This window comes from Streptomyces sp. NPDC058758 (genome assembly GCF_042746075.1).
Lineage (GTDB): Bacteria > Actinomycetota > Actinomycetes > Streptomycetales > Streptomycetaceae > Streptomyces.
Genome location: NZ_JBHYPS010000008.1, coordinates 54,493 through 80,671, shown reverse-complemented (window position 1 = coordinate 80,671; position 26,179 = coordinate 54,493). Strand labels below are relative to the sequence as shown.

General features: G+C 73.6%; 26 protein-coding genes. 4 read left to right on the top strand and 22 right to left on the bottom strand.

Going from position 1 to position 26,179, the window contains the following annotated elements; genetic code table 11:
• Nucleotides 1–134: 134 nt before the first annotated feature.
• The gene (gene leuA, locus ACFW6A_RS12960; protein ID WP_351851578.1) at nt 135–1,898 is read right to left on the bottom strand and encodes a 2-isopropylmalate synthase; all 1,764 of its coding nucleotides are present in this window, start codon (nt 1,896–1,898) and stop codon (nt 135–137) included.
• Nucleotides 1,899–2,192: 294 nt separating this feature from the next.
• Here leuA and ACFW6A_RS12955 point away from each other — a divergent pair, with 294 nt between their 5' ends.
• Complete coding sequence (locus tag ACFW6A_RS12955) at nt 2,193–3,236, top strand: M4 family metallopeptidase (RefSeq protein WP_386640437.1); 1,044 nt, start codon at nt 2,193–2,195, stop codon at nt 3,234–3,236.
• Nucleotides 3,237–3,257: 21 nt separating this feature from the next.
• Entirely contained in the window at nt 3,258–3,506 is a 249-nt protein-coding gene (locus ACFW6A_RS12950; RefSeq protein WP_351851573.1) for a protealysin inhibitor emfourin, read from the top strand.
• 24 nt (nt 3,507–3,530) lie between these two features.
• Here ACFW6A_RS12950 and ACFW6A_RS12945 read toward each other — a convergent pair whose 3' ends face one another.
• The 7 genes from ACFW6A_RS12945 to ACFW6A_RS12915 form a co-directional block, all read right to left on the bottom strand.
• Nucleotides 3,531–3,905, bottom strand: coding sequence for a hypothetical protein (locus ACFW6A_RS12945; RefSeq protein WP_386479282.1), 375 nt, complete (start codon nt 3,903–3,905; stop codon nt 3,531–3,533).
• A gap of 2 nt (nt 3,906–3,907) precedes the next feature.
• Entirely contained in the window at nt 3,908–4,867 is a 960-nt protein-coding gene (gene era, locus ACFW6A_RS12940; RefSeq protein ID WP_043221464.1) for a GTPase Era, read from the bottom strand.
• 29 nt (nt 4,868–4,896) lie between these two features.
• Entirely contained in the window at nt 4,897–5,844 is a 948-nt protein-coding gene (locus tag ACFW6A_RS12935; RefSeq protein WP_386640433.1) for a WxL protein peptidoglycan domain-containing protein, read from the bottom strand.
• A gap of 93 nt (nt 5,845–5,937) precedes the next feature.
• Nucleotides 5,938–7,275 carry a beta-xylosidase gene (locus ACFW6A_RS12930; protein ID WP_386479275.1) on the bottom strand — a complete coding sequence of 446 codons (1,338 nt, stop codon included), beginning with the start codon at nt 7,273–7,275 and terminating at the stop codon, nt 5,938–5,940.
• Nucleotides 7,276–7,476: 201 nt separating this feature from the next.
• Entirely contained in the window at nt 7,477–7,959 is a 483-nt protein-coding gene (locus tag ACFW6A_RS12925; RefSeq protein WP_351851564.1) for a hypothetical protein, read from the bottom strand.
• Between the two features lie 199 nt (nt 7,960–8,158).
• Complete coding sequence (locus tag ACFW6A_RS12920; protein ID WP_351851563.1) at nt 8,159–8,521, bottom strand: cytidine deaminase; 363 nt, start codon at nt 8,519–8,521, stop codon at nt 8,159–8,161.
• A gap of 57 nt (nt 8,522–8,578) precedes the next feature.
• Complete coding sequence (locus ACFW6A_RS12915) at nt 8,579–9,466, bottom strand: helix-turn-helix transcriptional regulator (RefSeq protein WP_351851561.1); 888 nt, start codon at nt 9,464–9,466, stop codon at nt 8,579–8,581.
• A gap of 91 nt (nt 9,467–9,557) precedes the next feature.
• Between ACFW6A_RS12915 and ACFW6A_RS12910 the strand changes: the two genes are divergently transcribed.
• On the top strand, nt 9,558–10,964 hold the full coding sequence (locus ACFW6A_RS12910; protein ID WP_351851559.1) for an MFS transporter: 1,407 nt from the start codon (nt 9,558–9,560) through the stop codon (nt 10,962–10,964).
• Between the two features lies 1 nt (nt 10,965).
• On the opposite strand, the gene ACFW6A_RS12905 is transcribed toward ACFW6A_RS12910, so the two are convergent.
• The 5 genes from ACFW6A_RS12905 to ACFW6A_RS12885 all read right to left on the bottom strand — a co-directional run bounded on the left by ACFW6A_RS12905 (nt 10,966) and on the right by ACFW6A_RS12885 (nt 15,362).
• On the bottom strand, nt 10,966–11,319 hold the full coding sequence (locus tag ACFW6A_RS12905) for an MmcQ/YjbR family DNA-binding protein (RefSeq protein ID WP_351851557.1): 354 nt from the start codon (nt 11,317–11,319) through the stop codon (nt 10,966–10,968).
• A complete protein-coding gene (locus ACFW6A_RS12900; RefSeq protein ID WP_351851555.1) occupies nt 11,316–12,623 on the bottom strand; it encodes a hemolysin family protein in 1,308 nt (435 codons plus the stop codon). The genes ACFW6A_RS12905 and ACFW6A_RS12900 overlap by 4 nt, the downstream gene beginning before the upstream one ends.
• Nucleotides 12,624–12,636: 13 nt before the next feature.
• Nucleotides 12,637–13,134: an rRNA maturation RNase YbeY gene (gene ybeY / locus ACFW6A_RS12895; protein WP_351851552.1), complete on the bottom strand. Its 498-nt coding sequence runs from the start codon at nt 13,132–13,134 to the stop codon at nt 12,637–12,639.
• A gap of 11 nt (nt 13,135–13,145) precedes the next feature.
• Nucleotides 13,146–14,183, bottom strand: coding sequence for a PhoH family protein (locus ACFW6A_RS12890; protein ID WP_351851549.1), 1,038 nt, complete (start codon nt 14,181–14,183; stop codon nt 13,146–13,148).
• A 105-nt stretch (nt 14,184–14,288) separates the two neighbouring features.
• Nucleotides 14,289–15,362: a PfkB family carbohydrate kinase gene (locus ACFW6A_RS12885; RefSeq protein WP_351851603.1), complete on the bottom strand. Its 1,074-nt coding sequence runs from the start codon at nt 15,360–15,362 to the stop codon at nt 14,289–14,291.
• Nucleotides 15,363–15,721: 359 nt separating this feature from the next.
• Here ACFW6A_RS12885 and ACFW6A_RS12880 point away from each other — a divergent pair, with 359 nt between their 5' ends.
• A complete protein-coding gene (locus ACFW6A_RS12880; RefSeq protein ID WP_386478109.1) occupies nt 15,722–17,068 on the top strand; it encodes an MFS transporter in 1,347 nt (448 codons plus the stop codon).
• Nucleotides 17,069–17,227: 159 nt separating this feature from the next.
• Here the strand turns inward: ACFW6A_RS12880 and ACFW6A_RS12875 are convergent, their stop codons facing one another.
• The 9 genes from ACFW6A_RS12875 to hrcA all read right to left on the bottom strand — a co-directional run bounded on the left by ACFW6A_RS12875 (nt 17,228) and on the right by hrcA (nt 26,151).
• On the bottom strand, nt 17,228–18,217 hold the full coding sequence (locus tag ACFW6A_RS12875) for an adenosine deaminase (RefSeq protein ID WP_351851547.1): 990 nt from the start codon (nt 18,215–18,217) through the stop codon (nt 17,228–17,230).
• 10 nt (nt 18,218–18,227) lie between these two features.
• The gene (locus ACFW6A_RS12870; protein WP_351851544.1) at nt 18,228–19,130 is read right to left on the bottom strand and encodes a ribonuclease Z; all 903 of its coding nucleotides are present in this window, start codon (nt 19,128–19,130) and stop codon (nt 18,228–18,230) included.
• Between the two features lie 9 nt (nt 19,131–19,139).
• Nucleotides 19,140–19,499, bottom strand: a complete 360-nt coding sequence (locus ACFW6A_RS12865; protein WP_351851541.1) for a histidine triad nucleotide-binding protein — start codon at nt 19,497–19,499, stop codon at nt 19,140–19,142.
• Nucleotides 19,500–19,558: 59 nt separating this feature from the next.
• Nucleotides 19,559–20,686: a tetratricopeptide repeat protein gene (locus tag ACFW6A_RS12860; RefSeq protein WP_351851539.1), complete on the bottom strand. Its 1,128-nt coding sequence runs from the start codon at nt 20,684–20,686 to the stop codon at nt 19,559–19,561.
• Nucleotides 20,683–21,993 carry an ATP-binding protein gene (locus ACFW6A_RS12855; RefSeq protein ID WP_351851537.1) on the bottom strand — a complete coding sequence of 437 codons (1,311 nt, stop codon included), beginning with the start codon at nt 21,991–21,993 and terminating at the stop codon, nt 20,683–20,685. The genes ACFW6A_RS12860 and ACFW6A_RS12855 overlap by 4 nt, the downstream gene beginning before the upstream one ends.
• A 60-nt stretch (nt 21,994–22,053) precedes the next feature.
• A complete protein-coding gene (locus ACFW6A_RS12850; RefSeq protein WP_351851535.1) occupies nt 22,054–22,797 on the bottom strand; it encodes a 16S rRNA (uracil(1498)-N(3))-methyltransferase in 744 nt (247 codons plus the stop codon).
• Nucleotides 22,794–23,882: a nitronate monooxygenase gene (locus tag ACFW6A_RS12845; protein ID WP_351851533.1), complete on the bottom strand. Its 1,089-nt coding sequence runs from the start codon at nt 23,880–23,882 to the stop codon at nt 22,794–22,796. Before ACFW6A_RS12845 ends, ACFW6A_RS12850 begins: the two co-directional genes overlap by 4 nt.
• 109 nt (nt 23,883–23,991) lie before the next feature.
• Entirely contained in the window at nt 23,992–25,131 is a 1,140-nt protein-coding gene (gene dnaJ / locus ACFW6A_RS12840; protein ID WP_351851530.1) for a molecular chaperone DnaJ, read from the bottom strand.
• Complete coding sequence (gene hrcA, locus ACFW6A_RS12835) at nt 25,132–26,151, bottom strand: heat-inducible transcriptional repressor HrcA (protein WP_043221611.1); 1,020 nt, start codon at nt 26,149–26,151, stop codon at nt 25,132–25,134.
• Nucleotides 26,152–26,179: the final 28 nt, after the last annotated feature.

Below are 26,179 nucleotides of genomic sequence, written 5' to 3'. Positions count from 1 at the left end.
ACTCACCGCATAGGGCGCCGTTTCGGGCAAGTCCGAATGATCTTCCTTAAGCAGGCCTGAAACCGTGACGCACCTCACAAAAAACGGCGCCCCGCCCCCTCGTGGAGGGGCGGGGCGCCGTACGGGGCGCGAGGTCAGCGCGCGGAGCGGTTGACCGCCGAGATGACCGCCTTCAGGGAGGCGCGGGTGGTGTTGGCGTCGATGCCGATGCCCCACAGCACGCGTCCGTCGATGGCGCACTCGATGTACGAGGCGGCCTGCGCGGAGGCGCCCTCGCTCATGGTGTGCTCCTGGTAGTCCAGCAGGCGGGCGTCCACGCCGATCGACTGCAGGGCGTCGAAGAAGGCGGAGATCGGGCCGTTGCCGGAGCCGGTCAGGACGGTGTCGACGCCGTCGACGACCGCCTCGACGCGCAGGGTGTCGGTGCCGTCCGTGTCCGAGGTGGACTGGCCGGAGCGCAGCTGGATGCGGCCCCAGGCGTTCTCCGGGTTGGGCAGGTACTCGTCCTGGAAGACGGACCAGATCTGCGCCGGGGTGACCTCGCCGCCCTCGGCGTCGGTCTTGGCCTGGATGATCCGGGAGAACTCGATCTGCATCCGGCGGGGCAGGTCCAGTTTGTGGTCGTTCTTCAGGACGTAGGCGATGCCGCCCTTGCCGGACTGCGAGTTGACCCGGATGACGGCCTCGTAGGAGCGGCCCACGTCCTTGGGGTCGATGGGCAGGTAGGGAACGGCCCACTCGATGTCGTCGACGGTCTTGCCCTGGGCGGCCGCGTCGGCCTCCATGGCGTCGAAGCCCTTCTTGATGGCGTCCTGGTGGGAGCCGGAGAAGGCGGTGTAGACCAGGTCGCCCGCGTAGGGGTGGCGCGGGTGGACCTCCATCTGGTTGCAGTACTCGCTGGTGCGGCGGATCTCGTCGATCTGCGAGAAGTCGATCTGCGGGTCGACGCCCTGGCTGAACAGGTTCATGCCCAGGGTGACCAGGTCGACGTTGCCGGTCCGCTCGCCCTGGCCGAACAGGCAGCCCTCGATGCGGTCGGCGCCGGCCATGATGGCCAGCTCGGCGGCGGCGACGGCGGTGCCGCGGTCGTTGTGCGGGTGCACGGACAGGCAGACGTGCTCGCGGCGGGTCAGGTGGCGGGACATCCACTCGAAGCGGTCCGCGTGCGTGGAGGGGGTCGAACGCTCCACGGTGGCGGGCAGGTTGAGGATGATCTCGCGGCCGGGGCCGGGCTGCCAGACGTCGCAGACGGCCTCGCAGACCTCCAGGGCGAAGTCCAGTTCGGTGTCGGTGAAGATCTCGGGGCTGTACTGGTAGCCGAAGGTGGTCTCCGGGCCCAGCAGCTTCTCGGCGTACTCCATCACCAGGCGGGTGCCGTCGACGGCGATCTGCTTGATGTCGTCCTTGGAGCCGCGGAAGACGACCCGGCGGAAGGTCGGCGCGGTGGCGTTGTACAGGTGGACGGTGGCGCGCTTGGCGCCGACCAGGGACTCCACGGTCCGCTCGATCAGGTCCTCGCGGGCCTGGGTCAGGACGGAGATGGTGACGTCGTCCGGGATCGCGCCCTCTTCGATGATGGAGCGGACGAAGGCGAAGTCCGTCTCGCCGGAGGACGGGAAGCCGACCTCGATCTCCTTGTAGCCCAGGCGTACCAGCAGGTCGAACATCTCGCGCTTGCGGGCCGGGGACATCGGGTCGATCAGGGCCTGGTTGCCGTCGCGCAGGTCGGTCGACAGCCAGCGGGGGGCCTTGGTGATCCGCTGCTCGGGCCAGGTGCGGTCGGGGATCTCGACGGCCTCGTAGCGGCCGTACTTGTGGATCGGCATCCCGGACGGCTTCTGCGTGTGCGTCGCGTTGGTGATCGGCGTCGGACGGCTGACGAACGGAGACTGGGACATTGCGTAGGGCTCCTCGGGTCCTTCACGGGGGACGGCCGACTGTCGAACGCAACACCGAAACCCGCGGGGAGGGGGTCGGCCTACGACTACAGGCCCTCGCCGCGGCAGCTAAGGAGAAGCAGCCCGAAACGCATGATGTGCGTCACCATAGCCCACTGCCGGGGAAGCCGGACGTCCTGTTCCAGTATGCGGGACGGGGGTGCCGTCAAGAGCGAAAGGTGACTCATCACTCCATTTCGCCAATCCTCGTCACTTCCCGTGACAGTGGCGTCGCCCGGTGCCACATTGCCGGGTATGACCTCCCCCTTCTGCACGATCGTGCCGCCCCACCTCCTGGAGCACCTGGCGGCCTCCGGGAACCCCGCCGTCGCGGCCGCCGCCCGCCGCACCCTGATCGCCGACGCCTCGGCCCGGACCGCCCGGGTCCTGCCCCGCGCGGCGGCGGCCCCCGCGGAGCCGCCGGCCGGGCCCGCGGCCCCGCGCCGCACGATCTACGACGCCGGGCACCGCACCGACCTGCCGGGCACGAAGGTCCGCGGGGAGGGCGAGGAGGCGACGGCCGACGCCACGGTCAACCGGGCCTACGCGGGTCTCGGCGCGACCTTCGCCCTCTTCCGGGACGTCTTCGGCCGCGACTCGGTGGACGGGGCGGGGCTGCCGCTGCTCGCGACCGTCCACTACGACGAGAAGTACGGCAACGCCTTCTGGAACGGCGAGCAGATGGTGTTCGGCGACGGCGACGACGAGATCTTCCTCGACTTCACCCTCCCGGTGGACGTCATCGGCCACGAGCTGGCGCACGGCTTCACGCAGTACACGGCGAACCTGGAGTACTTCAGCCAGTCCGGCGCGCTCAACGAGTCCGTCTCGGACGTCTTCGGCTCGCTGGTGAAGCAGCACGCGCTCGGCCAGACCGCCGACCAGGCCGACTGGCTGATCGGCGAGGGCCTCTTCCACCCGGACGTGGAGGGGACGGCGCTGCGCTCGATGAAGGCGCCGGGCACCGCGTACGACGACGACGTGCTCGGCAAGGACCCGCAGCCGGCCCACATGGACGACTACGTGCGCACGAGCCGGGACAACGGCGGGGTGCACATCAACTCCGGCATCCCGAACCACGCCTTCTACCTGGTGGCCACCGAGCTCGGCGGCCACGCCTGGGACCGGGCCGGGCGGATCTGGTACGACGTGATGACGGGCGGGACGCTCGCCCCGGAGACCCGCTTCGCCGAGTTCGCGGCGGCGACGGTGGCGGCGGCGAAGGCGCGGTACGGCGACGCGGCGGAGTTCCAGGCCGTCGCGAAGGCCTGGGCGGCCGTGGGCCTGCCGACCGACTGATCCGGCTGGTAGACAGGGCCCATGCGGATTCGAGTGCGGCGCACGGGCGGTTTCGCGGGCATCGAGCGGTCGGCGGAGGTGGAGGTCACGGGCCCCGAGTGGGAGTCCCTGGCCTCCGCCGTCCTCGCCGGCCCGGAGGCCGCCCGGGGCGTCCCGGACGGCTTCTCCTACGAGATCACGGTCGACGGGCGCACCGTGAGGTGCGCCGACCCCCACCTCACGGACGCCCAGCGGACCCTCGTGACGAGGGTCCTCGAAGAGGGCGCCTGACCTCCCGGCGGCCGGCCCACCGGCTCAGGGCAGCTCCGCGGTCGGGTGCGGGGGCGCCGGGACGCCGAGGTCGGTGAAGGGGGCGGTCAGGAGGGCGTACTGCTCCGGGGTGAGCCGGCCGCGCTTGAGGACCGCCCGGGAGGCGATGCAGATCGCGGACTTGGCGTCGGAGTGGAGCCCGTCGAGGTGGCCGTTCAGCTCGCCGGCGCGGGGCAGCAGCGCCGAGCGGACCCGGTGCACCAGCGCCGAGTCCTGCGCCGCCGACGGCCGCGCCGCCCGGCTCGCCTCCCGGCCGCCCCGGGACCGGTCGTCGACCATGCGGTCCCAGGCGGTGGCGAGGGCGGCGGCCGGCAGGGCGACCGCCGCGTCGGCGAAGCGTTCCGTCGCGGTGTCGAGCACCGCTAGAAGCCCAGGCGGCGGAGCTGCTTGGGGTCGCGCTGCCAGTCCTTCGCGACCTTGACGTGCAGGTCGAGGAAGACCGGGGTGCCGAGGAGGGCCTCGATGTGCTTGCGGGACTTCATCCCGACCTCCTTCAGGCGGCTGCCCTTGGGGCCGATGATGATGCCCTTCTGGCTGGGGCGCTCGATGTACACGTTGGCGTGGATGTCGAGCAGCGGCCGGTCGGCGGGGCGGCCCTCGCGGGGGATCATCTCCTCGACGACGACCGCGATGGAGTGCGGCAGCTCGTCGCGCACGCCTTCGAGCGCGGCCTCGCGGATCAGCTCGGCGACCATCACCTGCTCCGGCTCGTCCGTGAGGTCGCCCTCCGGGTAGAGCGGCGGGGACTTCGGCAGGAGCGGGATGAGCAGGTCGGCGACGAGCTGGACCTGCTTGTCGCCGACGGCGGAGACCGGGACGATCTCCGCCCACTCGATGCCGAGCTCGCGGCCGAGCTGGTCGATGGCGATCAGCTGCTCGGCGAGGGTCTTGGAGTCCACCAGGTCGGTCTTGGTGACGATGGCGACCTTGGGGGTCTTCTTGATCTCGGCGAGCTCCTTGGCGATGAAGCGGTCGCCGGGGCCGAGCTTCTGGTCGGCGGGCAGGCAGAAGCCGATGACGTCGACCTCGGCCCAGGTGGTGCGGACGACATCGTTGAGCCGCTCGCCGAGGAGGGTGCGCGGCTTGTGGAGGCCGGGGGTGTCCACCAGGATCAGCTGCGCGTCCGGGCGGTGCACGATGCCGCGCACGGTGTGCCGGGTGGTCTGGGGGCGGTTGGAGGTGATCGCCACCTTCTGGCCGACCAGAGCGTTCGTGAGGGTGGACTTGCCCGCGTTGGGGCGCCCGACGAAGCAGGCGAAGCCCGCCCGGTGGGGGGCGGTGTTCTCATCGGTCTCATCACTGCGCACGCTCATGGGGGCCATTGTCCCCGATGAGCGGGCGCGCCACGCACTCAGTGTCCCGGCCGGGCCCGGCGGCGCCGGATCCGCCGGCCGGCGAGGCCCCCGGCGGCGGCGAGCGCGAGCGCTCCGGCGACCGGCCAGGGCAGGGCGAGGAAGGAGACGGCGGCGCTCTCGCGGACGTCCTTGGCGGTGGCGGTGAGAGTGATCTCGGCCCAGTCGAACTGCGGCGAGCCGGTCCACCGCTCGGTCAGCCGGATCCGCTGCCGGGGCAGCAGCTCGGACGGCACCCGGTCGAGGTCGCGGTCGAGCAGGGTCCGGCCGAAGAGGCCCTCGGCGGTGAGGACGACCCGGGGGTCGAGGGTGACGTTGCCGCGGTTGTGGAGGGTGTACGTGACGAGGGCGGTGCTCTCCCGGGTGCCGGGGACGGCCGGCCGGTCCTGCTCCACGGTGACGTCCTCGACGGCGAGCGCGGGCACGGCGGGGCCGCTGACCTTGAGGTAGACGCGGGCGGCGACGGCCCGCTGGACGCCCATGGCGACGGAGCCGCCGCCGGCCGGGCTGATCCGCTCGTCGAGGGCGACGAGGGCGCCGGGGTGGTCGCCGGGGTCGGCGTCGGCGGGGACGGTGAGGGTGAAGGGGACGGTGACGGAGGAGCGCGGCGGGACGGTGACCGTGGTGCGCTCGGGCCTGATCCAGGCTCCGGCGCCGGTCTGCTCCTCCTTGAGGGTGCGGATGGCGAAGCCGCCGTCGCGCTCGGTGTTGTAGGCGTCGGCGCCGTAGAGCCGGAAGGTGAGCGGGGCGGCGGTCTTGTTGGCGACGGTGACCCGGTCGCGGAGGGTGGCGCCGGGGTCGGCGGTGAGGAAGTAGTAGGGGCGTTCGCCGAGCCGGGCGGCGGCCGGGTAGACGGCCCACTCGCCGTTCTCGGCGGCCTGGGCGGCCGGGGCCCCGAGGAGCAGCAGGGCGGCGCTCAGGAGGAGGACGTACAGCTTGCGTCGCACGGTGCGGAACCCCCGGGGGTGCGGTGGGGACGTGTGGGTGGGGACCGCCGAGGGGCCGGCCGGGGGTGCGCCCGGCCGGCCCGTCGGCCGCCGTCAGGACAGGGTCAGCGTGAGCACGCCCGCGTAGTTGCCGGGGGCGGTGAACGCCGGGACGTCCAGCGCGAGCCGGGCGTCGACGGTGAACTCGCCGCCGGTGACCGTGCCGTTCGCCGTGGAGGCGAGGGTGGCGCCGGAGCCGACGGGTCCGGCGGAGCCGGCCGCGCAGGCGCTGGGGCTGCCCTCCTTGGCGATGCAGGCCGGGGTCCAGCTGAGCTTGTCGGCGCCGATGGCGCCGCCCGGGCCGGTGAAGTCGGTGACCTTGCCGGTCACGGACCAGCCCGCGGGGCCGCCGCGGAAGTCCTTGACCGTCACCGTCTGGAGCGCGCCGGTGGCGGAGCCGCCCTGGCCGAAGTCGACCGCGGAGAGCGAGACGGCGTCACCGGCCTGGGTCATGGACAGTTCGCCCGCGCGGACCGTGGCGGTGACCTTCTGGCTGTTCGGCGGGGTCGGGGTGTCGTCGATCACCTGGTACGGGAGCGGGCCGGCGCCCTTCTCGGCGTTCCAGGAGCCGCCCTCGTAGGCGACGATCCCGGTGGTGGCGAGGTCGTTCACCTTGAGGCGGGCGACGAAGCCGCCCTCGCTGTCGGTGGTGACCGTCATCCGGTCGGCGGTCTCCGCGGCCCCGGCGCGGGCGGCCACGGTCACCTCGGTGAGCGGGGTGAACTCGGCACCCGTGACGGTGACGCGGACTCCGGGGGCTCCGGAGGCGGCGCCGAGCGCGAGGGTCCGCTCGTTGGGCACGGGCTGGTCGCCGGCCTGGACCGTCTCGGAGACGGGCGCGGGCGGGTTGAGCACCGTGCACGGGGTGTCCAGCTCCATGAGGTAGCTGGTGTGGATGTTGTAGTCGCCCGGCGAGAGGGTGATCGCGCCGGCCGTGGTGACCGTGAAGGAGCCGGTCATGGAGAAGCCCGGGAAGGCGCCCTTGCCGGGGACCGGCGGGTTCTTCTTGGGTCCGGTGACGCTGACCGCGCCGGTCTGGGCGCCGCCGAGGACGACCTTGCCGCTCGGGGTGAGGATGTCGGCCGGGAGCGCGAGGTCGACCGGGTTCGACGCGGCGGGCTTGGTGACCGAGTAGGTCACCTTGACCGTGTCGCCGACCTTGGGGGTGGCGTTGTCGACCGAGATCACGGCGGTGGTGGTGCCCTCGATGGGCGGGATGCCGGCGATGGGCGGCGGGACGCAGCGGGTGGTGAAGTCCACCGACTGGGCGCTGCCGAGCGCGGTCGCCGGGGCGGCGAGCGCGCCGCCGGCCGCGAACGCGAGGGCGGTGGCGCCGAGAACGGCGGTCCACCGCCGTCTTCGGGCCGCCGTCCGGGTCCGGGTGAGTGCCATGTGAGTGCCCCCTCCTGAGGGTCGAGAGGGCGCCATTGACGGCCGGGGGGCGAGAGAAGTCAATAACGACGGACGCCATCGACTGATGACCCATCAGATAATGGCAGGATCGGTCGATGTACCGACTTCTCCGGAATGTTCCCGGGCACGCCGAAGACCGGCGCCGCCCGCGGCGGCACCGGTCGGAGGTGGTGCGGTGGATCAGCTGACGACGAACGGCCCCGGCGACTGCGAGGTCACCGCGTCGCAGTTCACCGTGACGCCGAAGATCACCAGCTTGAGGGCGACTCCGGCGAAGTACGAGTTGAGGCTGTCGCCGGCCACCACGTTGGTGGCGGTCAGCGGGCCCAGCTTCGCCGTGCCGCCGGCCGGGATCGCCGGGTTCTTCTTGCCGGTGAAGACCCGGTCGGGGCCCGTCGCGTTGTCCAGGATCAGCGTGGAGCTGATCGTGTCCGCGCCGACCGCGATCGGCGTGGTGACGGGCGCGGCGATCGTGACCTGCCCCGTGGTCCCGGAGTGGGTCATGGTGAGCGTGGCGGTGCCGCCGCCCCAGCTGCCGCAGTCGTACGTGGCCGTCGCCGAGCCCGGCGAGACGGCGGCGGACGCCGTGGGGGCGAAGACGAGCGACATGCTGGCGAGGCCCGCGGCGAGCGCCCCGGCCGCCCCTAAGGTGCTTCTTCTCATGGCGGGTTCGTACCCCTTCCGATGACGAACGCAGGGGTGCGGGCACTGCGTGGAATGGCGGAGACCTGACGGCCCGTCGGACCGTCCGCCGCCTATTGAGACGCAGACGGCACGGGAAGGCAAGAGAAGTCGCGGAGATCCTTCACAAACGCGCAAGGGCCCGGCCGTGGCCGGACCCCTTCCGTTCCCCGCGCGGCGCTCAGCCCGCGGTGACCGCCGCGCGCAGCTTCCCGTCGGGCCCCGCGAGCAGCACCGGCGTCTGCGGTCCGCCCAGGTCCCGCACGGCCGCCCGGTCCTCGTCCGACGCGGCCTCGGCGCCGGACACCACGGCCGCCGCCTCCAGCGACCGCGCCCCGCTGGCCACGGCCATCGCCACGGCGGTCCGCAGCGCGCTCAGCTTCAGCGACTCCAGCTCCACCGTGCCCGCGACGTAGGTGCGGCCGGTCTCGTCCCGTACGGCCGCGCCCTCGGGCACGCCGTTGCGGGCGCGGGCGCTGCGCGCCAGCGTGATGATCTTCAGGTCCTCGGGGCCGAGGTCCCCGTGCTCACTGCTGAGTGTCATGGACCGAGCATAGGTCGGGGCCGCCGGTCGGCCCGCCGGCGGGTACGGGACCGCCGGTCAGCCCGCCAGCGGGTACATCGCCCCCCGCCGGCCCTCCGGCGAGACCAGCCACTCCAGTTTCTCGGCCGTGCCGGCCTCCGGCAGCGGGGTGTGCAGCACGATCACCAGGTCCGGGCGGGCCGGCACCCGCAGCTGGGTGGCCTCCATGACCAGCAGCCCGGCCACCGGATGGTCCATCTCCTTGCGGTTCTGGCCGCCCGGCCGGATGTCCCGGCGCTCCCACAGCTCCGCGAACTCGGCGCTCGCCGCCTTCGCCTCCTCGACCACCGCGCGGAAGCCGTCGTCGTCCGGGCACTCCGAGCAGGCCGACCGGAACTGCGCCACGATGCTCGGCGCCAGCTCCTCCCAGCCGCGCATCCGCGCCCGGTACATCTCGTCGGTGAAGAAGTCGATCAGGCAGTTCCGGGTGACGTCCGGGCGCATCCCGAGCACGGCCGCCGCCGCGTCGTTGTACATCACCGTGTTCCAGTACACGTCCATGATGTGCGCGGGGAAGGGCATCCACGCCTCGATCAGCCGCCGCAGCCCGTCGCACATGTCCCGGTCCTCCGGGGCCGCTTCGAGGGCCGGCGGGTTCAGCGCCGCCAGGACGTACAGGTGCCGGCGCTCCGCCGGGCTCAGCCGCAGCACCCGCGCCACCGAGTCCAGGACCTGCGGGGAGACGGTGATGTCCCGGCCCTGCTCCAGCCACTGGTACCAGCTGACGCCGACCCCGGCGAGGACGGCGACCTCCTCCCGGCGCAGCCCGGGCGTGCGCCGTCTGCCGCCGCCGTCCGGGAGCCCCGCCTCGGCCGGGGTGACCCGGGCCCGGCGGCTCATCAGGAACTCGCGCAGCTCCGCCAGCCGGTGCGCCTTGCCCCCGGCGCTCTCCGCCGCTGTGACCACGTGTGCTTCCTCCCCCGGACGCCTGGTGGTGCGACCAACAGGATAAGTTCCCGCTCCCCGGCGTTGTTCCCGGACCACGAGAGTCGTGGTCATGGCAACCGTGTCCTCTCCCCCGCCCGCCCCCGCCGTCCCCGCGCCGCCGGCCCCCGCCCTCACCGGCCGCTCCCGGCTCGTCCTCTTCGTGCTCTGCGCCGCCCAGTTCATCGTGGCGCTCGACTTCTCCGTCCTCAACGTCGCCCTCCCCGTCCTCGGTGCCGACCTCGGCCTCGACCGCTCCGCCCTCCAGTGGGCCGTCACCGCCTTCGCCCTCCCCTCGGGCGGCTTCCTGCTCCTGTTCGGGCGGATCGGCGACCTCTACGGCCGCAAGCGGCTCTTCCTCGGCGGCCTCGGGCTCTTCGCCGCCGCGTCCGTGCTCGCCACCGTCGCCTGGGACCCGGCCTCCTTCCTCGCCGGCCGCGCCCTCCAGGGCGTCGGCGCCGCCGCGATCGTGCCCACCGGCATGTCGCTGCTCACCACCTCCTTCCCGGAGGGGCCGCTGCGCGACCGGGCCCTCGGCATCTCCGGCACCCTGATGTCGCTGGGCTTCACCATCGGCATGGTCCTCGGCGGCGTCATGACCGACACCCTGGGCTGGCGCTCCACCATGGGCCTGCTCGCCGTCTTCACGCTCGCCGTGCTGCCGCTCGCCCCCGGCCTGCTCACCGAGTCCCGCACCCCGGACCGCCCCCGGCTGGACGTGCCCGGCGCGGTCACCGTCACCGGCGGCCTGCTCGCCCTCATCTACGCCCTGACCACCGCCGCCGAGCGCGGCTTCGGCGGCGCCGACGTGCTCGTCGCCCTGGCCGGCGGAGTGCTCCTGCTGGCCGCCTTCGTGGCCGTCGAGGCCCGCCACCCGGCGCCGCTGGTCTCGCTGCCGATGCTCCGCCGGCGCACGGTCGCCTTCGGCAACCTCGGCGGGCTCGTCACCTTCTCGACGATGTCGACGATCGTCTTCGTCCTGACCCTCTACCTCCAGTCCACGCTGGGCCTGTCGGCCTTCGCCACGGGCGTCGTCTTCGGGATCCAGGGCCTGTTCTCGGTCCTCGCGGGGACGCTCACGCCGAAGGTCGTCGGGCGGATCGGCGCCCGCCGCACCCTCGCCGTCTCGCTCGCCGGGCAGGCGGTCCTCACGGCGGGGCTGCTCGGGATCGGCGAGCGCTCCGGCGCGGTCGTGGCGACCGTCGCGGTCACCCTCGCCTCGATGTTCCACCTCGGCGCGATCATCTCGTACGGCCTGACGGTCACCTCGGGCGTGCGGGACGAGGAGCAGGGCCTGGCGACCGGCCTGGTCACCACCACCCAGCAGGTCGGCCTCACCGTCGGCATCCCGATGCTGGGCGTCCTGGCCACCACCGGCGAAAGCCTCTACGAGGGGGTGCGCACGGTCATCGCCCTGGACGCGGCGATCGTGCTCGGCGCGGCGGTCCTGATCGCCCTGGGCCTGCGCCGCTCCCGCTGAGCTACGGCCGGTCGAGCCGGAGCCGCACCGCCTTCGGCAGGCCCGCGACGACCAGGTCGTACGAGTCCTCGACGAGCTCCCGGACCATCCGGTCCGGGAGCCCGGCCACCTCGACCGTGTTCCAGTGGCGCTTGTTCATGTGGTAGCCGGGGGTGATCGCCGGATGCTCCTCGCGGAGCCGTACGGCGTCCTCCGGATCGCACTTCAGGTTGACCCGCAGCGGCTCGGCGTCCAGCCGTGTCAGCGCGAAGAGCTTCCCGGCCACCTTGAAGACCGAGGTGTCGGGGCCGAAGGGGAACTCCTCGCCGGCGTCCTCGAACTCCAGGCAGAAGGCGCGCAGCTGCTCGGGGGTCATGCCCCGCCCTCCTCCTCCGCGCCGGCCGGGACGACCGGCTCGACGAGCACGGTGACGATCTTGTTCCGGCGGCCGGCCGGGGCCTCGGCGGTCAGCCGCAGCTCCCGCCCGTCCGGCAGGGCGACGACGGCGGAGGCGCCGGAGATGGGGACGCGGCCGAGGGCCTTGGCGAGCAGCCCGCCCACCGTCTCCACGTCCTCGTCGTCGAACTCGTCGGGGCCGAAGCCGTACAGCTCGCCCAGGTCGCCGATGTCGAGGCGGGCGGTGACCCGGTGGCGGTCGTCGCCGAGCTCCTGGACCGGCGGCAGCTCCCGGTCGTACTCGTCGGTGATCTCGCCGACGATCTCCTCCAGGATGTCCTCGATGGTGACGATGCCGGCCGTGCCGCCGTACTCGTCGATGACGACGGCGACGTGGTTGCGCTCCTGCTGCATCTCGCGCAGCAGGTCGCCGGCGTTCTTGGTGTCGGGGACGAAGGCCGCCGCGCGCATCGCGGTGGAGACCAGGTCGGCCTCGGCGTCGCGGTTGATGTGCGTCTTGCGGACCAGGTCCTTGAGGTACACGATCCCGACGATGTCGTCCTCGTTCTCGCCGGTCACCGGGATGCGGGAGAAGCCGGAGCGCAGGGCGAGGGTGAGGGCCTGCCGGACGGTCTTGTACCGCTCGATGCAGATGAGGTCGGTGCGGGGCACCATGACCTCCCGCACGAGCGTGTCGCCGAGCTCGAAGACCGAGTGCACCATGCGGCGCTCCTCGTCCTCGATCAGCGACTCCTGCTCGGCGAGGTCGACCATCGCCCGCAGCTCGGCCTCGGAGGCGAAGGGGCCCTTGCGGAAGCCCTTGCCCGGGGTCAGCGCGTTGCCGATGAGGATCAGCAGCTGCGGGATCGGGCCCATGATCCGGGCCAGCGGGACGAGGACGTACGCGGCGGCCGTGGCGGTGTTCAGCGGGTGCTGGCGGCCGATGGTGCGCGGCGAGACGCCGACGGCCACGTAGCTCACCAGGACCATCACGGCGATCGCGACGAGCAGCGCCTCCCAGGTCTCCGGGAAGTACTCCAGGCAGGCGTAGGTGACGAGGACGCCGGCCGCCATCTCGCAGGCGACGCGGACGAGCAGCGCCACGTTGAGGTAGCGGGTGGGGTCGGAGGCGACCTGTGCGAGCTTCTCGGCGCCGCGCCGTCCGGAACGGACGGCCTCGGCGGCGCGGAAGCCGGAGACGCGGGCGAGCCCGGCCTCGGCGCAGGCGGCGAGCCAGGCGACGACGACCAGGGCGACCGCGCCGAGGATCAGCTGGATGCTCATCGGGCGCGCGGGGTCAGTTGACGGTGGGGGCCGGGGACGGGCCGGTGAGGCCCCGCTCGGCGCGCCAGCCGTCGACGATGGCGGCCTGGAGGCCGAACATCTCGGCCTTCTCGTCCGGCTCCTCGTGGTCGTAGCCGAGCAGGTGGAGGACGCCGTGGACGGTGAGGAGCTGGAGCTCCTCGTCCATGGAGTGCCGGGTGGGGGCGTCCTCGCCCTGCTTCTTGGCGACCTCGGGGCAGAGCACGATGTCGCCGAGGAGCCCCTGCGGGGGCTCCTCGTCGTCCTTGGCCGGCGGGCGCAGCTCGTCCATCGGGAAGGACATGACGTCCGTCGGTCCGGGGAGGTCCATCCACTGGATGTGGAGCTGCTCCATCGCCTCCGCGTCCACCACGATCACCGAGAGCTCGGAGAGCGGGTGGATGCGCATGCGCCCGAGGGCGTAGCGGGCGACGTCGAGGATCGCCTGCTCGTCGACCTCGGTGCCGGACTCGTTGTTGACGTCGATCGACATGTGCGGTGCTTCTACTTCCCGTTGCGGCCGGTGCGCTGCTCGTTGGCGCTGTCGTACTTCTCGTACGCGTCGACGATACGGCCGACGAGCTTGTGCCGGACGACATCGTGGGACGTGAGCCGCGAGAAGTGGACGTCGTCGACCCCGTCCAGGATCTCCTGGACCTGCCGCAGGCCGCTCTTCGTGCCGTTCGGCAGGTCGACCTGGGTCACGTCACCGGTGATGACGATCTTCGAGTCGAAGCCGAGCCGGGTGAGGAACATCTTCATCTGCTCGGGGTTCGTGTTCTGCGCCTCGTCGAGGATGATGAACGCGTCGTTGAGCGTGCGTCCGCGCATGTACGCCAGCGGCGCGACCTCGATCGTCCCGCTCGCCATCAGCTTGGGGATGGAGTCCGGGTCGAGCATGTCGTGCAGGGCGTCGTAGAGCGGGCGCAGGTACGGGTCGATCTTCTCGTAGAGCGTGCCGGGCAGGAAGCCGAGCCGCTCGCCGGCCTCGACCGCCGGGCGGGTCAGGATGATCCGGGTGACCTGCTTGGACTGGAGGGCCTGCACGGCCTTGGCCATGGCCAGGTAGGTCTTGCCGGTGCCCGCGGGGCCGATGCCGAAGACGATCGTGTGCTTGTCGATGGCGTCGACGTACCGCTTCTGGTTGAGCGTCTTGGGGCGGATGGTGCGGCCCCGGCTGGACAGGATGTTCTGGGTGAGCACCTCCGCCGGGGTCTCGTCCGTGCCTTCGCCGTCCTCGCTCGCCTTGAGCATGGCGATGGAGCGTTCCACTGCGTCCTCCGTCATCGGCTGTCCGGTGCGGAGCACCAGCATCATCTCGTCGAACAGGCGCTGGACGAGGGCGACTTCGACGGCGTCGCCGACCGCGCTGACCTGGTTGCCCCGGACGTGGATGTCCACCCGGGGGAAGGCCTGCTCGATGACCCGGAGCAGGGAGTCGCCGGAACCGAGGACGGTGACCATGGGGTGCTTGGCGGGCACCGCGAAGTGGGCCCGGGCCTCGCCCGGCGTTCCGTGGGGAGCTGTGGGTGTCTGCGTCATGGGCCGGCCCTCTGGCCTGCGCCTACCTCCTGCTGCGCGGTTCTCGCTGCTCGACAACCTCTCGCTCCCCAGCCTACGACCTGGGGCCGCCGTGTCCGAAGCGGTTTACGGGACCGCCGCCCGGAAGCCGATGGTGGGCACCGCCCGGCGGGGCGGCCAGGGGCGGGCGGGGGCGGGGAGGAGGTCCTCCAGGAAGGCGTAGCGGGCGCGCAGCGCCTCGGGGTCCTGGCGGTCGTCGTGCTGGACGTGCTGCCACCAGGCGGCGATCTCGGTCCAGGTGGGGGCGGAGAGGGAGCCGCCGAACTCCTGGACGGAGAGGGCGGCGGTGAGGCCGGCGAAGGCGAGCCGGTCGGCGAGCGGCCAGTCGGCGAGGGTGCCGGTGACGAATCCGGCGACGAAGACGTCGCCGGCGCCGGTGGGGTCGAGGGCCTCGACGCGGATGGCGGGGACCTCGGCGGTCTCGCCGGTGGCGCCGTCGACGGCGTAGGCGCCCTCGGCTCCGAGGGTGACCACGGCGTAGCGGACCTTGTCGGCGAGGGCCCGGGCGGCGGCGCGGGGGCAGTCGGTGCGGGTGTAGCGCATCGCCTCGGCGGCGTTGGGCAGGAAGGCCTCGCAGTGCTCCAGGTCGGTGAGGCCGGCCAGGTCCCAGCGGCCGGTGTCGTCCCAGCCGACGTCGGCGAAGACCCGGGCGCCGTCGCGGGCGGCGCGGGCGACCCACTCCTCGGTGCGGCCGGGGGCGAGGGAGGCGACGGCGGCGCGGGCGCGCGGCGGGCGGACCGGGGCGCCGTCGGGGCGGGGCGCCTCGTGGCCGTGGGAGACCATCGTGCGCTCGCCCTCGTAGGCCATGGAGACGGTGACCGGGGAGTGCCAGCCGGCGACGGTGCGGGAGAGCGAGAGGTCGATGCCCTCGCCCTGTTCGAGGGCGTCCCAGCAGTACTCGCCGTAGTGGTCGTCGCCGAAGGCGGCGGCGAGGGAGGTGCGCAGGCCGAGGCGGGCGAGGGCGGTGGCCATGTTGGCGACGCCGCCGGGGCTGGAGCCCATGCCGCGGGCCCAGGACTCGGTGCCGCGCACGGGGGCGCTGTCGAGGCCGGTGAAGACGATGTCGAGGAAGACGGTGCCGGTGAGGAAGACGTCGCAGGCCGGGTCGGCGGGCTCGCGGACGGTCTCCAGCGGGTCGATGCCGGCCTCGGGGCCGTACGGCTCCGCGCGCCGGCCCCCGCGCTCGTCCTCGCGCTCGTCCTCGCGCTGGTCTCCGCTGGCTGTGCTCACGGCGAACTCCCCGGTCGTGGTGCGGCGGGATCGGCACCGGGTGCCGATCCGGACAGTGTGCCCGATGGGGCCGGGGAGGCAGGGGTGACGCGACGGATCGCCGCTGGATACCCCGGATCTCCCCATCCAAACCGATTGTGTCCCGTATCACAGGACGAATCGGGGGAGAGTGCCTTCTCCGCCCATTCGGTTGCTTGATACACATGGTGCCGCGACCCCGTGGATCACCGGGCGCCGTCTCATTCCCCCGTTCAGTTCCTGGAACGCCCATGCCGTCGCGCCCACGCGCCCGAGGGGCCCTCGCCGCCCTCGTCGCCCTCTTCTCGGCCGGTTACCTCGCCCCGTATCTGCTGCCGACCGTCGTCGGCCGGCTCGCCGCCGGACTCGGCCTCGGCCCCTCCCAGGCCGGCCTGGTCGGTTCGGTGCTGCTGCTCGGCTCCGCCTCCGCCGGCTTCACGCTCGCCGCGCGCGTGGAGCGGATCGGCCCGCGCCGGACGGCCCGCCTCGGACTGCTCGCGATGGCCCTGGGGTACGGCTCCGCCGCCGCGACCGGCACCCTGCCGCTGGTGGTCGCCGGGGTGGTCCTCGGCGGCTTCGGCTCGGGCACGGCGACGGCGGTGGCGGCCTCCGGGATCGCCGGGCGGCCCGACCCGCAGCGGGCCTCCACCCTGGGCCTGCTGTCGGTCTCGGCCACGGCCGGCGCGCTCTACCTGACGCTGCCCCGGCTCGGCGGCGGCCACTCCCTGCCGCTCCTCGCGCTGGCCTGCGCGGCGGTGCTGGTCTGGCCGGTCACCGGCCGGCTGCCGGGGACCGTCCGGGCGGACCGGGGCGCCCGCGGGATGCGGGCCCCGGCGGCGGGACCGCTGCCGTACCGCCGGGCGGGCGCCGTGCTGGCCGGCTGCCTCCTCTGCTGGTCCCTCGCCCAGAACGCCCTCTGGGGCGTGAGCGGCCGGATCGGCACCGGCCAGGCGGGGCTCTCCGAGGTGACCGTCGGCGCGGTCTTCGCGCTGGCGCTCGGCGCGGGCCTCGCCGGGGTCACGGCCGCGGGGGCGCTCGGCTCACGGCTCGGCCGCGCGGTGCCGATCGGCGCCGGCACGGTCCTGATCGCGGCCTGCGTGCTGCTCAGCTCGGCCGCCGGCGGCCTGGCCTCCTTCGCGGCCGGCGAGATCCTGTGGAACGCCGTCTACCCGGTGGTCCTCTCCTACCTCCTGGGCCTCGCCGCCTCCCTCGACCCGCGCGGCCGCTGGGCCGTCCTGGTCGGCTCGGCGTCCTCGCTCGGCACGGCCTGCGGCCCGCTGGCCGGCAGCGTCCTCTCCGAGACGGCCGGCTACCCGGGCATGGGCGCGGTCCTGGCCGGTCTCCTGCTGCTGGTGGCCGTCCCCATGACGGCGGTGGCCCGGCACGCCTCCGGCCGCCCCCTGGTCCCCGGCTCGATCCGCCGCCGGGGCGGCGCCCCCGCCGCGTTCGTGGCGGGCGCGGCGCCCGCGACGACGGCCCTGCTGCCCCAGGTCGGCGCCCCGGAGCAGCAGATCGCCACGATCCCGGCCCCGGCACCCGCCCGCCGCCGTCCCGTCCGGTCCGCCTTCCGTCTGGCCCGCCCGTCGGACCGGGGCTGACGGGCGCCCAAGTCGGAGGGGCGCGAGCCACCGGAGGCGCTCGGCGGACGGATCGCAGGGCACCCGGTGGACGGCCGCCCGGACTCCGCCCCCGCGTCCGCCACGGCCGGGCACAGCCCGCCGTGCCGGTTCACGGTCCGCAGCGGGGCTGCGCCGCCGCTAGAAGCGGTACGCCTCCACCTCGGCGAGGTAGCGGGCCCGGCGGGGTTCGTCGTCCTCCAGGAAGGAGGCCTCGAAGGAGTGCCGGGCCAGGGTGCGCAGCTGCTCCGGTTCCAGCGCCAGGGCGTCGCGGACGCCGTCGTAGTTGTCGCCGGCGTAGCCGCCGAAGTAGGCCGGGTCGTCGGAGTTCACCGTCACCAGCAGCCCCGCGTCCAGCATCTCCCGCAGCGGGTGGTCGGCGAGGGTGTCGATCACCCGGAGCCGGACGTTCGACAGCGGGCAGAGGGTGAGCGGGATCCGCTCGCGGGCGAGGCGCTCGACCAGCTCCGGGTCCTCCATGCAGCGCAGGCCGTGGTCGATCCGCTCCACGCCGAGGACGTCGAGGGCCTCGCGGACGTACGCCGCCGGGCCCTCCTCGCCCGCGTGGGCGACCCGGCGCAGGCCGAGCCGGGCGGCCTCCTCGTAGACCTCGCGGAACTTCGCCGGCGGGTGGCCGACCTCGGCCGAGTCGAGGCCGACGCCGGTGATCCGGTCCAGGTACGGCTTCGCGGCCTCCAGGGTGGCGAGGGCCGACTCGGCGGACTCGTCGCGCAGGAAGCACAGGATGAGCCGGGTGGAGACCCCGTACCGCTCCTCGGCCCGGTCGAGGGAGGCCGCCAGGCCCTCGATCACGGTGCCGATCGGGACGCCGCGGGAGGTGTGCGCCTGCGGGTCGAAGAAGATCTCGGCGTGCCGGACGCCCTGGGCGGCGGCCCGCTCCAGGTAGGCGTCGGCGAGGTCGGTGAAGTCCTCGGGGGTCCGCAGGACCGCCATCAGGGCGTAGTACAGGTCCAGGAAGGACTGGAGGTCGCTGAAGCGGTACGCCTCGCGCAGCCCGGCGGTGTCCGCGTACGGCAGCGTCACCCCGTTCCGCTCGGCGAGCGCGAAGGCCAGCTCGGGTTCGAGGGTGCCTTCGATGTGGAGGTGCAGTTCCGCCTTGGGGAGGGGCATGGGTGGTGCTCTATCTCTTCGGTACGGGGACCCGCATGAGGTCCTGGGCAATGCTCAGCTCGCCCTCGAATCCGGCGGCCCTGGCCTGCCGTTCGAACTCCTCCGGGTCGGAGTAGCGCTGCGAGAAGTGGGTGAGGACGAGGTGCCGCACGCCCGCGTCGCGGGCGACGGCGGCGGCCTGGCCGGCGGTGAGGTGGCCGTGGTCCTCGGCGAGGCGGACGTCCGCGTCGAGGAAGGTCGACTCGATGACCAGCAGGTCGGCGCCCTCCGCGAGGGCGTGCACGCCGTCGCAGAGCCGGGTGTCCATGACGAAGGCGAAGCGCTGCCCGCGCCGGACCTCGCTCACCTCGTCCAGGGTGACGCCGTCGAGGACGCCCTCGCGCTGGATCCGGCCCACGTCGGGGCCCTCGATGCCGTGCGCGGCGAGCCGCGCGGGCAGCAGCCGCCGCCCGTCGGGCTCGACCAGCCGGTAGCCGAAGGACTCGACGGGGTGGGAGAGGCGGCGGGCCTCCAGGGTGAAGGCCTCGGTGACGGCGAGGACGCCGTCCCGCGCGACCGGTGCCTCGGCCAGTTCGACGGACTCGCGGTAGGCGGTGGCGTACCGCAGCCGCTCGAAGAAGTGCCGGCCGCTCTCCGGGTAGTGCGCGGTGACCTGGTGCGGGACCTGGTCGAGGTTGATCCGCTGGATCACCCCGGCCAGGCCGAGCGAGTGGTCGCCGTGGAAGTGCGTGACGCAGATCCGGTTCAGGTCGTGCGCGGCGACCCCGGCGCGCAGCATCTGGCGCTGGGTGCCCTCGCCGGGGTCGAAGAGGAGGCCGTGGCCGTCCCAGCGCAGCAGGTAGCCGTTGTGGTTGCGGTGCCGGGTCGGGACCTGGCTGGCGGTGCCGAGGACGACGAGTTCGCGGACGGACACGGGCCGGTCCTATCCGGGGGGCCAGTTGAGGCCGCGGCCGCCCAGCACGTGCGCGTGCGCGTGGAAGACGGTCTGGCCGGCGCCGGCGCCGGTGTTGAGGACGATGCGGTAGCCGCTGCCGTCGACCTTCTCCTGCTCGGCGACCTCGCCGGCCTCGCGCAGCACGTCGGCGGCGACGCTCGGCGCGGCGGCGGCGAGCGAGGCGGCGTCCGGGTAGTGGAGGCGCGGGATGACGAGCACGTGGGTGGGCGCCTGCGGGTTGATGTCGCGGAAGGCCAGCGTGGTCTCCGTCTCGCGGACGAGCGTCGCCGGCACCTCCCCTGCCACGATCTTGCAGAACAGGCAGTCGCTCTGCGGCTCTCCGGCCATGCTCCGGGCCTCCTCGCCCTCGGGTGGTCAGTACCTGCGCATGCTATCCGGCGGCCCCGTCAGTCCTTGGGCATCCGCCGGTTGAGGGCCGAGCGGCTCACCCAGTACGTGATGACCACGGCCCAGAAGAGCGGGGTGCCGAGCGCCCCGACGACCCCGGCGTCGAAGGACCAGAGCGCCAGGGTGACCGCCGAGTACAGGCCGAGCAGGCCCACGGCGGCGGCCATGGCGAGCACCGGCCGGCAGTTGCGGGCGACCAGCAGCAGCGGGCGGCGCAGCCGGGGCGGCACCCGGCGGGCCATCCACACGGCCCAGCCGGCCCAGGCCCCGACGAGCACGACGGCGCCGACGGCGAAGGGCACGACGGCGTCGGCGCCGGTCGCGCCGGTGCGGACGGGGGCGGAGCCGAGCGCGGAGGCGAGGAAGCCGAGCAGGGCGACCCAGCGGGCGCCGGCGGCGGTGCCCCAGGCCATCGCCTCCAGGTTGAAGCGGGCCTTGCGGTCGGTGAGGTCGAGGGCGGCGGAGGCGACGAAGCCCTCGGCGGCCTGGGTCCAGGCGCCGCGCCGCAGCCAGCGGCGGCGGAGCCTCAGCAGGGAGAGGTTGTTGTGGGCCTCGCTGCTCTGCGGGTTGAGCCGCAGGGTGGTCTCGTACGCCCGCCGGGCGGTGGCGTGGTCGCCGCGCCGCTGGGCGGTGAGGCCGACGAGGAAGTGGGCGGCGTCCTCCTCCGGGCCGAGGGCGACGGCGGTCCGCGCGGCCTCGTAGGCGGCGGTGGTCCTGGCGAGGTCGCGGCCGCGGCCGGCCTCGGCGGTCTCGGCGAGCGCGGTGCCGAGCGCGTAGTGGCTGCCCCAGAACCGCGGCGCCAGCTCGACCGTGCGGTGGGCGGCGGCCTCGGCCTCCCCGTACCGCTTGAGGGCGAGCAGGATCTGGGTGCGCATCAGGTGCGCCATGACCAGCTCGGGCTCGGCGCGCAGGGCCTGCTCGACGGCGGCGAGGGCGGTCGTGTGGTCCCCCGCCCGGTGCCGGCACCGGGCGAGCAGGGTGAGCGCGTCGGCGTCCTCGGGGTCCTCGGCGAGGTGCCGGGCCGCGAGTTCGCCGGCCTGCTCGTACCGCCCGGCCTCGTACAGCGCCTCGGCCCGGGCGAGCGCGGAGGGCGTGGCGGGTCCGGCGGGCGTGGCGGGGGTGGTCACAGCTTGCGCTTCCGCTTCAGGTAGGCGAGGAGGTCGTCGTAGAGGCCGCCCTCGTTGGCGAACATGGCGACGTTCCGCGCGGCGGCGAACCAGGGCTCGGTGGACGGCCGGAGCTGCTTGGCGGCGCCGAGCAGGTCCTTGGTGGTGATGAGGCGGACGGAGCCGGTGCGGGCGGAGTCCAGGAGGGCGGCCTCGGCGGCGGTCTCGCACAGGTGGGCGAGGTCGGCACCGGAGAAGTCCTCGGTGACCTTGACGAGCTTGCCGAGGTCGACGGCCTCGATGGGCCGCTCGCGCAGGTGGTAGCGGAGGATCGCCTCGCGGGCGGCGGCGTCGGGCGGCAGCACGAGGAGGGTGCGGTCGAGGCGGCCGGGGCGGCGCAGGGCGAGGTCGACGTCCCAGGGCACGTTGGTGGCGGCGAGGACGAAGACGCCCTCGTTGCCGGCGCCGGAGGCGATGCCGTCGAGTTCGGTGAGGAGCTGGTTGACGACGTTGCGCAGCCCGTTGCTGTGGGTGCGGGAGCGCTTGCCGCCGAGGGCGTCCAGCTCGTCGAGGAAGACGACGCAGGGGGCCTGGCGGCGGGCGGTCTCGAAGATGTCGTGGATGTTCTTCTCGGAGGCCCCGATCCACATGTCGAGGACGTCGGAGAGCGACACGGTGAGGAAGTTCGCGCCGAGTTCGCCGGCGACGGCCCGGGCGATGAAGGTCTTGCCGCAGCCGGGAGGGCCGTAGAGGAGGAGCCCGCCGCGGAGCGACTTGCCGTAGAGCCGGCGCAGTTCCGGGTTGCGCATGGGGGCGAGGAAGGCGGCTTCGAGCCGGTCCTTGACGTCGGTCATGCCGCCGACGTCGGCGAGGCGCACCGCCCCGGGGGCGTCCACGTCCCAGGCGGCGGCGTCCCCGGCGAGCCCGTCCCCGCCGTCGGCCTGCGGCTCCTCCAGGAACCGCGGGCCGACGAGGTCGGAAACCTGCTCCTCGGCGGCGGCCCAGTCGAAGGAGGGCTTCGGCTCGGCCGGCCCGGGACCGGGCGCGGGCGGTCGTACGGGACCGGGCGCGGGCGGCTCCGCGGTCTCGGGCCGTACGGCCGGGGGCTCGGGCGCCGCCGGCGGCATCCCCATGGCGCGGACCATGAGCGCGCGGGCGTCCGCGTCCCCCGGCGCGTGCTGGAGGGCGACGGCGGCCTCGGCGACGGCCTCGTCGTTCCGCCCCTGGGCGAGGAGGAGTTCGGCGAAGTGGAGGCGCAGGGGCACGTCGCCGGGGGCGGCGGCGAGCGCGGCGCGCAGACTGCTGATCAGGGGGGACTCGTCGGCCATGGGGGCCAGCCTAGAAAAGACCCGGGGCGCTTGGACAGCGGGTCCCCCGCGAGGCCGGGCTCAGCTCCAGCGGCCGGTGCGGGCGAGGACGAGGGCGGTGGCCGCCGTGCCCGCCGTGGAGGTCCGCAGCACGCTCCGGCCGAGGCGGTACGGCTTCGCCCCCGCCGCCTCGAAGACGGCCAGCTCCTCCGGGGAGACGCCGCCCTCGGGGCCGACGACCAGCACGATCGAGCCCTTCGCGGGGAGTTCGGCGGTGGCGAGGGCGCCGCTCGGGTGGTCGCGGTCCTCGTGGAGCACGGCCGCGAAGTCGGCGCCGGCGAGCAGCTGGGCGACCTGCTTGGTGGTCATGAGGTCGGCGACCTCGGGGAAGCGGGTGCGGCGGGACTGCTTTCCGGCCTCGCGGGCGGTGGAGCGCCACTTGGCGAGCGCCTTGAGGCCGCGGTCGCCGCGCCACTGGGTGATGCAGCGGGAGGCCGCCCACGGCACGATCGCGTCGACGCCGGTCTCGGTCATGGTCTCGACGGCCAGTTCGCCCCGGTCGCCCTTGGGCAGGGCCTGGACGACGGTGATCCGCGGCTCCTCCCCGGGCTCCTCGTGCGCGGCCGTCACCTCGACGGTCAGCCGGTCCTTGCCCTCGGTGTCCCGCACCGCGCACTCGGCCCAGTGGCCCCGGCCGTCGGTGAGGACGAGTGCCTCGCCGGCCTGGAGCCGCTTCACGGAGACGGCGTGCCGCCCCTCGGGCCCCTCCAGGACGAAGGTGCCGGCGCCGGGGACGGCGTCGACGACGAAGACGGGGGCGGTCATGGGGCACTCCTGAAGGCCGGGTCGGCGAGGTCGGTGAGGGCGGTGTCGAGTTCGGCGGCGAGGACGCCGACGAGTTCCGCGGCGGGCAGCTCGCGGGCCAGCCGGTGGCCCTGGCCGGCCCACAGGGCCATGCCCTGGGCGTCTCCGGCGGTGGCGGCGGCCTTCCGCAGCGGGGCGGTGAGGTGGTGGATCTCCGGGTAGGCGGCGGGGGCGTACCGCCCGTGCTCGCGCATGAAGCGGTTGACGAGGCCGCGGGCGGGCCGGCCGGAGAAGGCCCGGGTGAGGGCGGTGCGGTGGAAGAGCGGGTCGGTCAGGGCCCGCTTGTGCAGCGGGTGGGCGCCGGACTCGGGGCAGACGAGGAAGGCGGTGCCGAGCTGGGCGGCGCCGGCTCCGGCGGCGAGGACGGCGGCGATCTGCGCGCCGCGCATCAGGCCGCCGGCGGCGACGAGCGGCAGCTCGGTGGCCTCCCCGACCTGGGCGAGCAGGGCGAGCAGGCCGGTGCCGGACTGGTCCTCGGCGGGGTCGTCGCGGTACGAGCCCTGGTGGCCGCCCGCCTCGACGCCCTGGACGCACAGCGCGTCGGCCCCGGCCTCCCGTGCGGTCCTGGCCTCCTCGGCGGAGGTGACGGTGACGATCGTGTACGTACCGGCGCGGGCGAAGGCCTCGAAGGTCTCGGGCTTCGGACAGCCGAAGGTGAAGGAGACGACGGGGACCGGGTCCTCCAGGAGGATCGCCAGCTTGGCGTCGTACCCGTCGTCCCGGCCGCCGTCGGTGTCGCCGAGCGGGGTCTCGTACCACCCGGCCTCGCCGGCGAGCTGGTGGCGGTAGACCTCGATGGCCGCGGGGTCGGCGGTGGGGCCGCCCTGGGGCATGAAGACGTTGACGCCGAAGGGCTTTCCGGTCAGCCCGCGGACCTGCTTGATCTCCTGGTAGAGGCTGCCGGCCGTCTTGTAGCCGGCGGCGAGGAAACCGAGCGCACCGGCCTCGCAGACGGCGCCGACGAGTTCGGGACAGGAAGCGCCACCCGCCATGGGGGCCTGCACGATCGGGTACCGGAAGAGATCGTTCAGCTCGGTGGTGGACATATGGGCATCGTGTCATGCCCGTTCCCGGGCACGGGAAAGGGGCGGCACTCAGAGTGCCGCCCCTCTCACCCAGAGATCACGTACGCCCGTCGAACGCGTCCTTCCGCGGTCACGTACGCCCGTTGAACGCGTCCTTCAGACGCGAGAACAGGCCCTGCTGGCCCGGCTGGAACTGGCCCGTGGGCCGCTCCTCGCCCCGCAGCTTGGCCAGCTCGCGCAGCAGGCGCTCCTGCTCGGGGTCGAGCTTCGACGGGGTCTGCACCTCGACGTGGACGATCAGGTCGCCGCGGCCGTTGCCCCGCAGGTGGGTGATGCCCCGGCCGTGCAGCGGGACCGACTGGCCCGACTGGGTGCCCGGACGGATGTCGATCTCCTCCAGCCCGTCGAGCGTCTGGAGCTGCACCTTGGTGCCGAGCGCCGCCGCCGTCATCGGGAGGGTGACCGTGCAGTGCAGGTCGTCGCCGCGCCGCTGGAAGACCTCGTGCGGGGTCTCCTGGATCTCGACGTACAGGTCGCCGGCGGGGCCGCCGCCGGGGCCGACCTCGCCCTCGCCCGCGAGCTGGATCCGGGTGCCGTTGTCGACGCCGGCCGGGATCTTGACCGTCAGCGTGCGGCGCGAGCGGACCCGGCCGTCGCCCGCGCACTCGGGGCACGGGGTCGGGACGACGGTGCCGAAGCCCTGGCACTGGGGGCAGGGCCGGGAGGTCATGACCTGGCCGAGGAAGGATCGGGTCACCTGCGACACCTCGCCGCGGCCGCGGCACATGTCACAGGTCTGCGCGGAGGTGCCGGGGGCGGCGCCCTCACCCGAACAGGTGGTGCAGACGACGGCCGTGTCGACCTGGATGTCCTTGGTGGTGCCGAAGGCCGCCTCGTTGAGGTCGATCTCCAGGCGGATCATGGCGTCCTGGCCGCGGCGGGTCCGCGAGCGCGGTCCGCGCTGCGAGGCCGTGCCGAAGAAGGCGTCCATGATGTCGGAGAAGTTGCCGAAGCCACCGGCCCCGAAGCCGCCCGCGCCGCCCCCGCCGGAGCTGGACAGCGGGTCGCCGCCGAGGTCGTAGACCTGCTTCTTCTGCGGGTCCGACAGGACCTCGTAGGCGGCGTTGATCTCCTTGAACCGCTCCTGCGTCTTCGGGTCCGGGTTGACGTCCGGGTGAAGCTCGCGGGCGAGGCGGCGGAAGGCCTTCTTGATCTCGTCCTGGGACGCGTCGCGGCGTACGCCGAGTGTGGCGTAGTAGTCCGTGGCCACTTACGACTCCGCCAGGATCTGTCCGACGTAACGTGCCACTGCGCGTACCGCTCCCATCGTTCCGGGGTAGTCCATGCGGGTCGGTCCGACCACGCCGAGTTTGGCGACTGCCTCGCCGCCCGAACCGTAGCCGACCGAGACGACGGACGTGGAGTTCAGCCCTTCATAGGCGTTCTCGTGCCCGATGCGTACGGTCATGCCCGATTCCTTGACCTCGCCGAGGAGCTTGAGGAGCACGACCTGCTCCTCGAGTGCCTCCAGGACGGGCCTGATGGTCAGGGGGAAGTCGTGTCCGAAGCGGGTGAGATTGGCGGTGCCGCCGATCATCAGCCGCTCCTCGTGCTCCTCCACGAGCGTCTCGAGGAGGGTCGCGAGCACGGTCGAGACCGTGGCGCGGTCCTCGGGCTCCTCGAAGGACTCGGGGAGGTCCTGCACCAGCTGCGGCACGTCGGCGAAGCGACGGCCGCCGACCCGGCTGTTGAGCCGGGCCCGCAGATCGGCGAGGGAGGTCTCGCCGAAGGGCGCGGGACAGTCGATCACCCGCTGCTCGACCCGGCCGGTGTCCGTGATGAGGACGAGCATCAGCCGCGCCGGGGTCAGCGCCAGCAGCTCGACGTGCCGGATGGAGGAGCGGGTCAGCGACGGGTACTGGACGACGGCGACCTGCCGGGTCAGCTGCGCGAGCAGCCGCACCGTGCGGCCCACGACGTCGTCGAGGTCCACGGCCCCGTCGAGGAAGTTGTGGATGGCGCGCCGCTCGGGGGTCGACAGCGGCTTGACGCCGGCCAGCCGGTCCACGAAGAGGCGGTAGCCCTTGTCGGTGGGGATCCGTCCGGCGCTGGTGTGGGGCTGGGCGATATAGCCCTCCTCCTCCAGCACCGCCATGTCGTTGCGCACGGTGGCCGGGGAGACGCCGAGCCGGTGGCGCTCGGTGAGCGCCTTGGAACCGACCGGCTCCTCGGTCCCGACGTAGTCCTGGACGATGGCGCGCAGCACCTCGAGTCTGCGTTCGCTCAGCACGCGCACACCTCCCGTTCCAGCCGTTCCG

Coding starts and splice junctions, on each gene's coding strand:
- leuA (WP_351851578.1), bottom strand. CDS start 1,898: ATGTCCCAGTCTCCGTTCGTCAGCCGTCCGACGCCGATCACCAACGCG.
- ACFW6A_RS12955 (WP_386640437.1), top strand. CDS start 2,193: ATGACCTCCCCCTTCTGCACGATCGTGCCGCCCCACCTCCTGGAGCAC.
- ACFW6A_RS12950 (WP_351851573.1), top strand. CDS start 3,258: ATGCGGATTCGAGTGCGGCGCACGGGCGGTTTCGCGGGCATCGAGCGG.
- era (WP_043221464.1), bottom strand. CDS start 4,867: ATGGCCCCCATGAGCGTGCGCAGTGATGAGACCGATGAGAACACCGCC.
- ACFW6A_RS12930 (WP_386479275.1), bottom strand. CDS start 7,275: ATGGCACTCACCCGGACCCGGACGGCGGCCCGAAGACGGCGGTGGACC.
- ACFW6A_RS12925 (WP_351851564.1), bottom strand. CDS start 7,959: ATGAGAAGAAGCACCTTAGGGGCGGCCGGGGCGCTCGCCGCGGGCCTC.
- ACFW6A_RS12920 (WP_351851563.1), bottom strand. CDS start 8,521: ATGACACTCAGCAGTGAGCACGGGGACCTCGGCCCCGAGGACCTGAAG.
- ACFW6A_RS12910 (WP_351851559.1), top strand. CDS start 9,558: ATGGCAACCGTGTCCTCTCCCCCGCCCGCCCCCGCCGTCCCCGCGCCG.
- ACFW6A_RS12905 (WP_351851557.1), bottom strand. CDS start 11,319: ATGACCCCCGAGCAGCTGCGCGCCTTCTGCCTGGAGTTCGAGGACGCC.
- ACFW6A_RS12900 (WP_351851555.1), bottom strand. CDS start 12,623: ATGAGCATCCAGCTGATCCTCGGCGCGGTCGCCCTGGTCGTCGTCGCC.
- ybeY (WP_351851552.1), bottom strand. CDS start 13,134: ATGTCGATCGACGTCAACAACGAGTCCGGCACCGAGGTCGACGAGCAG.
- ACFW6A_RS12890 (WP_351851549.1), bottom strand. CDS start 14,183: ATGACGCAGACACCCACAGCTCCCCACGGAACGCCGGGCGAGGCCCGG.
- ACFW6A_RS12880 (WP_386478109.1), top strand. CDS start 15,722: ATGCCGTCGCGCCCACGCGCCCGAGGGGCCCTCGCCGCCCTCGTCGCC.
- ACFW6A_RS12875 (WP_351851547.1), bottom strand. CDS start 18,217: ATGCCCCTCCCCAAGGCGGAACTGCACCTCCACATCGAAGGCACCCTC.
- ACFW6A_RS12865 (WP_351851541.1), bottom strand. CDS start 19,499: ATGGCCGGAGAGCCGCAGAGCGACTGCCTGTTCTGCAAGATCGTGGCA.
- ACFW6A_RS12855 (WP_351851537.1), bottom strand. CDS start 21,993: ATGGCCGACGAGTCCCCCCTGATCAGCAGTCTGCGCGCCGCGCTCGCC.
- ACFW6A_RS12850 (WP_351851535.1), bottom strand. CDS start 22,797: ATGACCGCCCCCGTCTTCGTCGTCGACGCCGTCCCCGGCGCCGGCACC.
- ACFW6A_RS12845 (WP_351851533.1), bottom strand. CDS start 23,882: ATGTCCACCACCGAGCTGAACGATCTCTTCCGGTACCCGATCGTGCAG.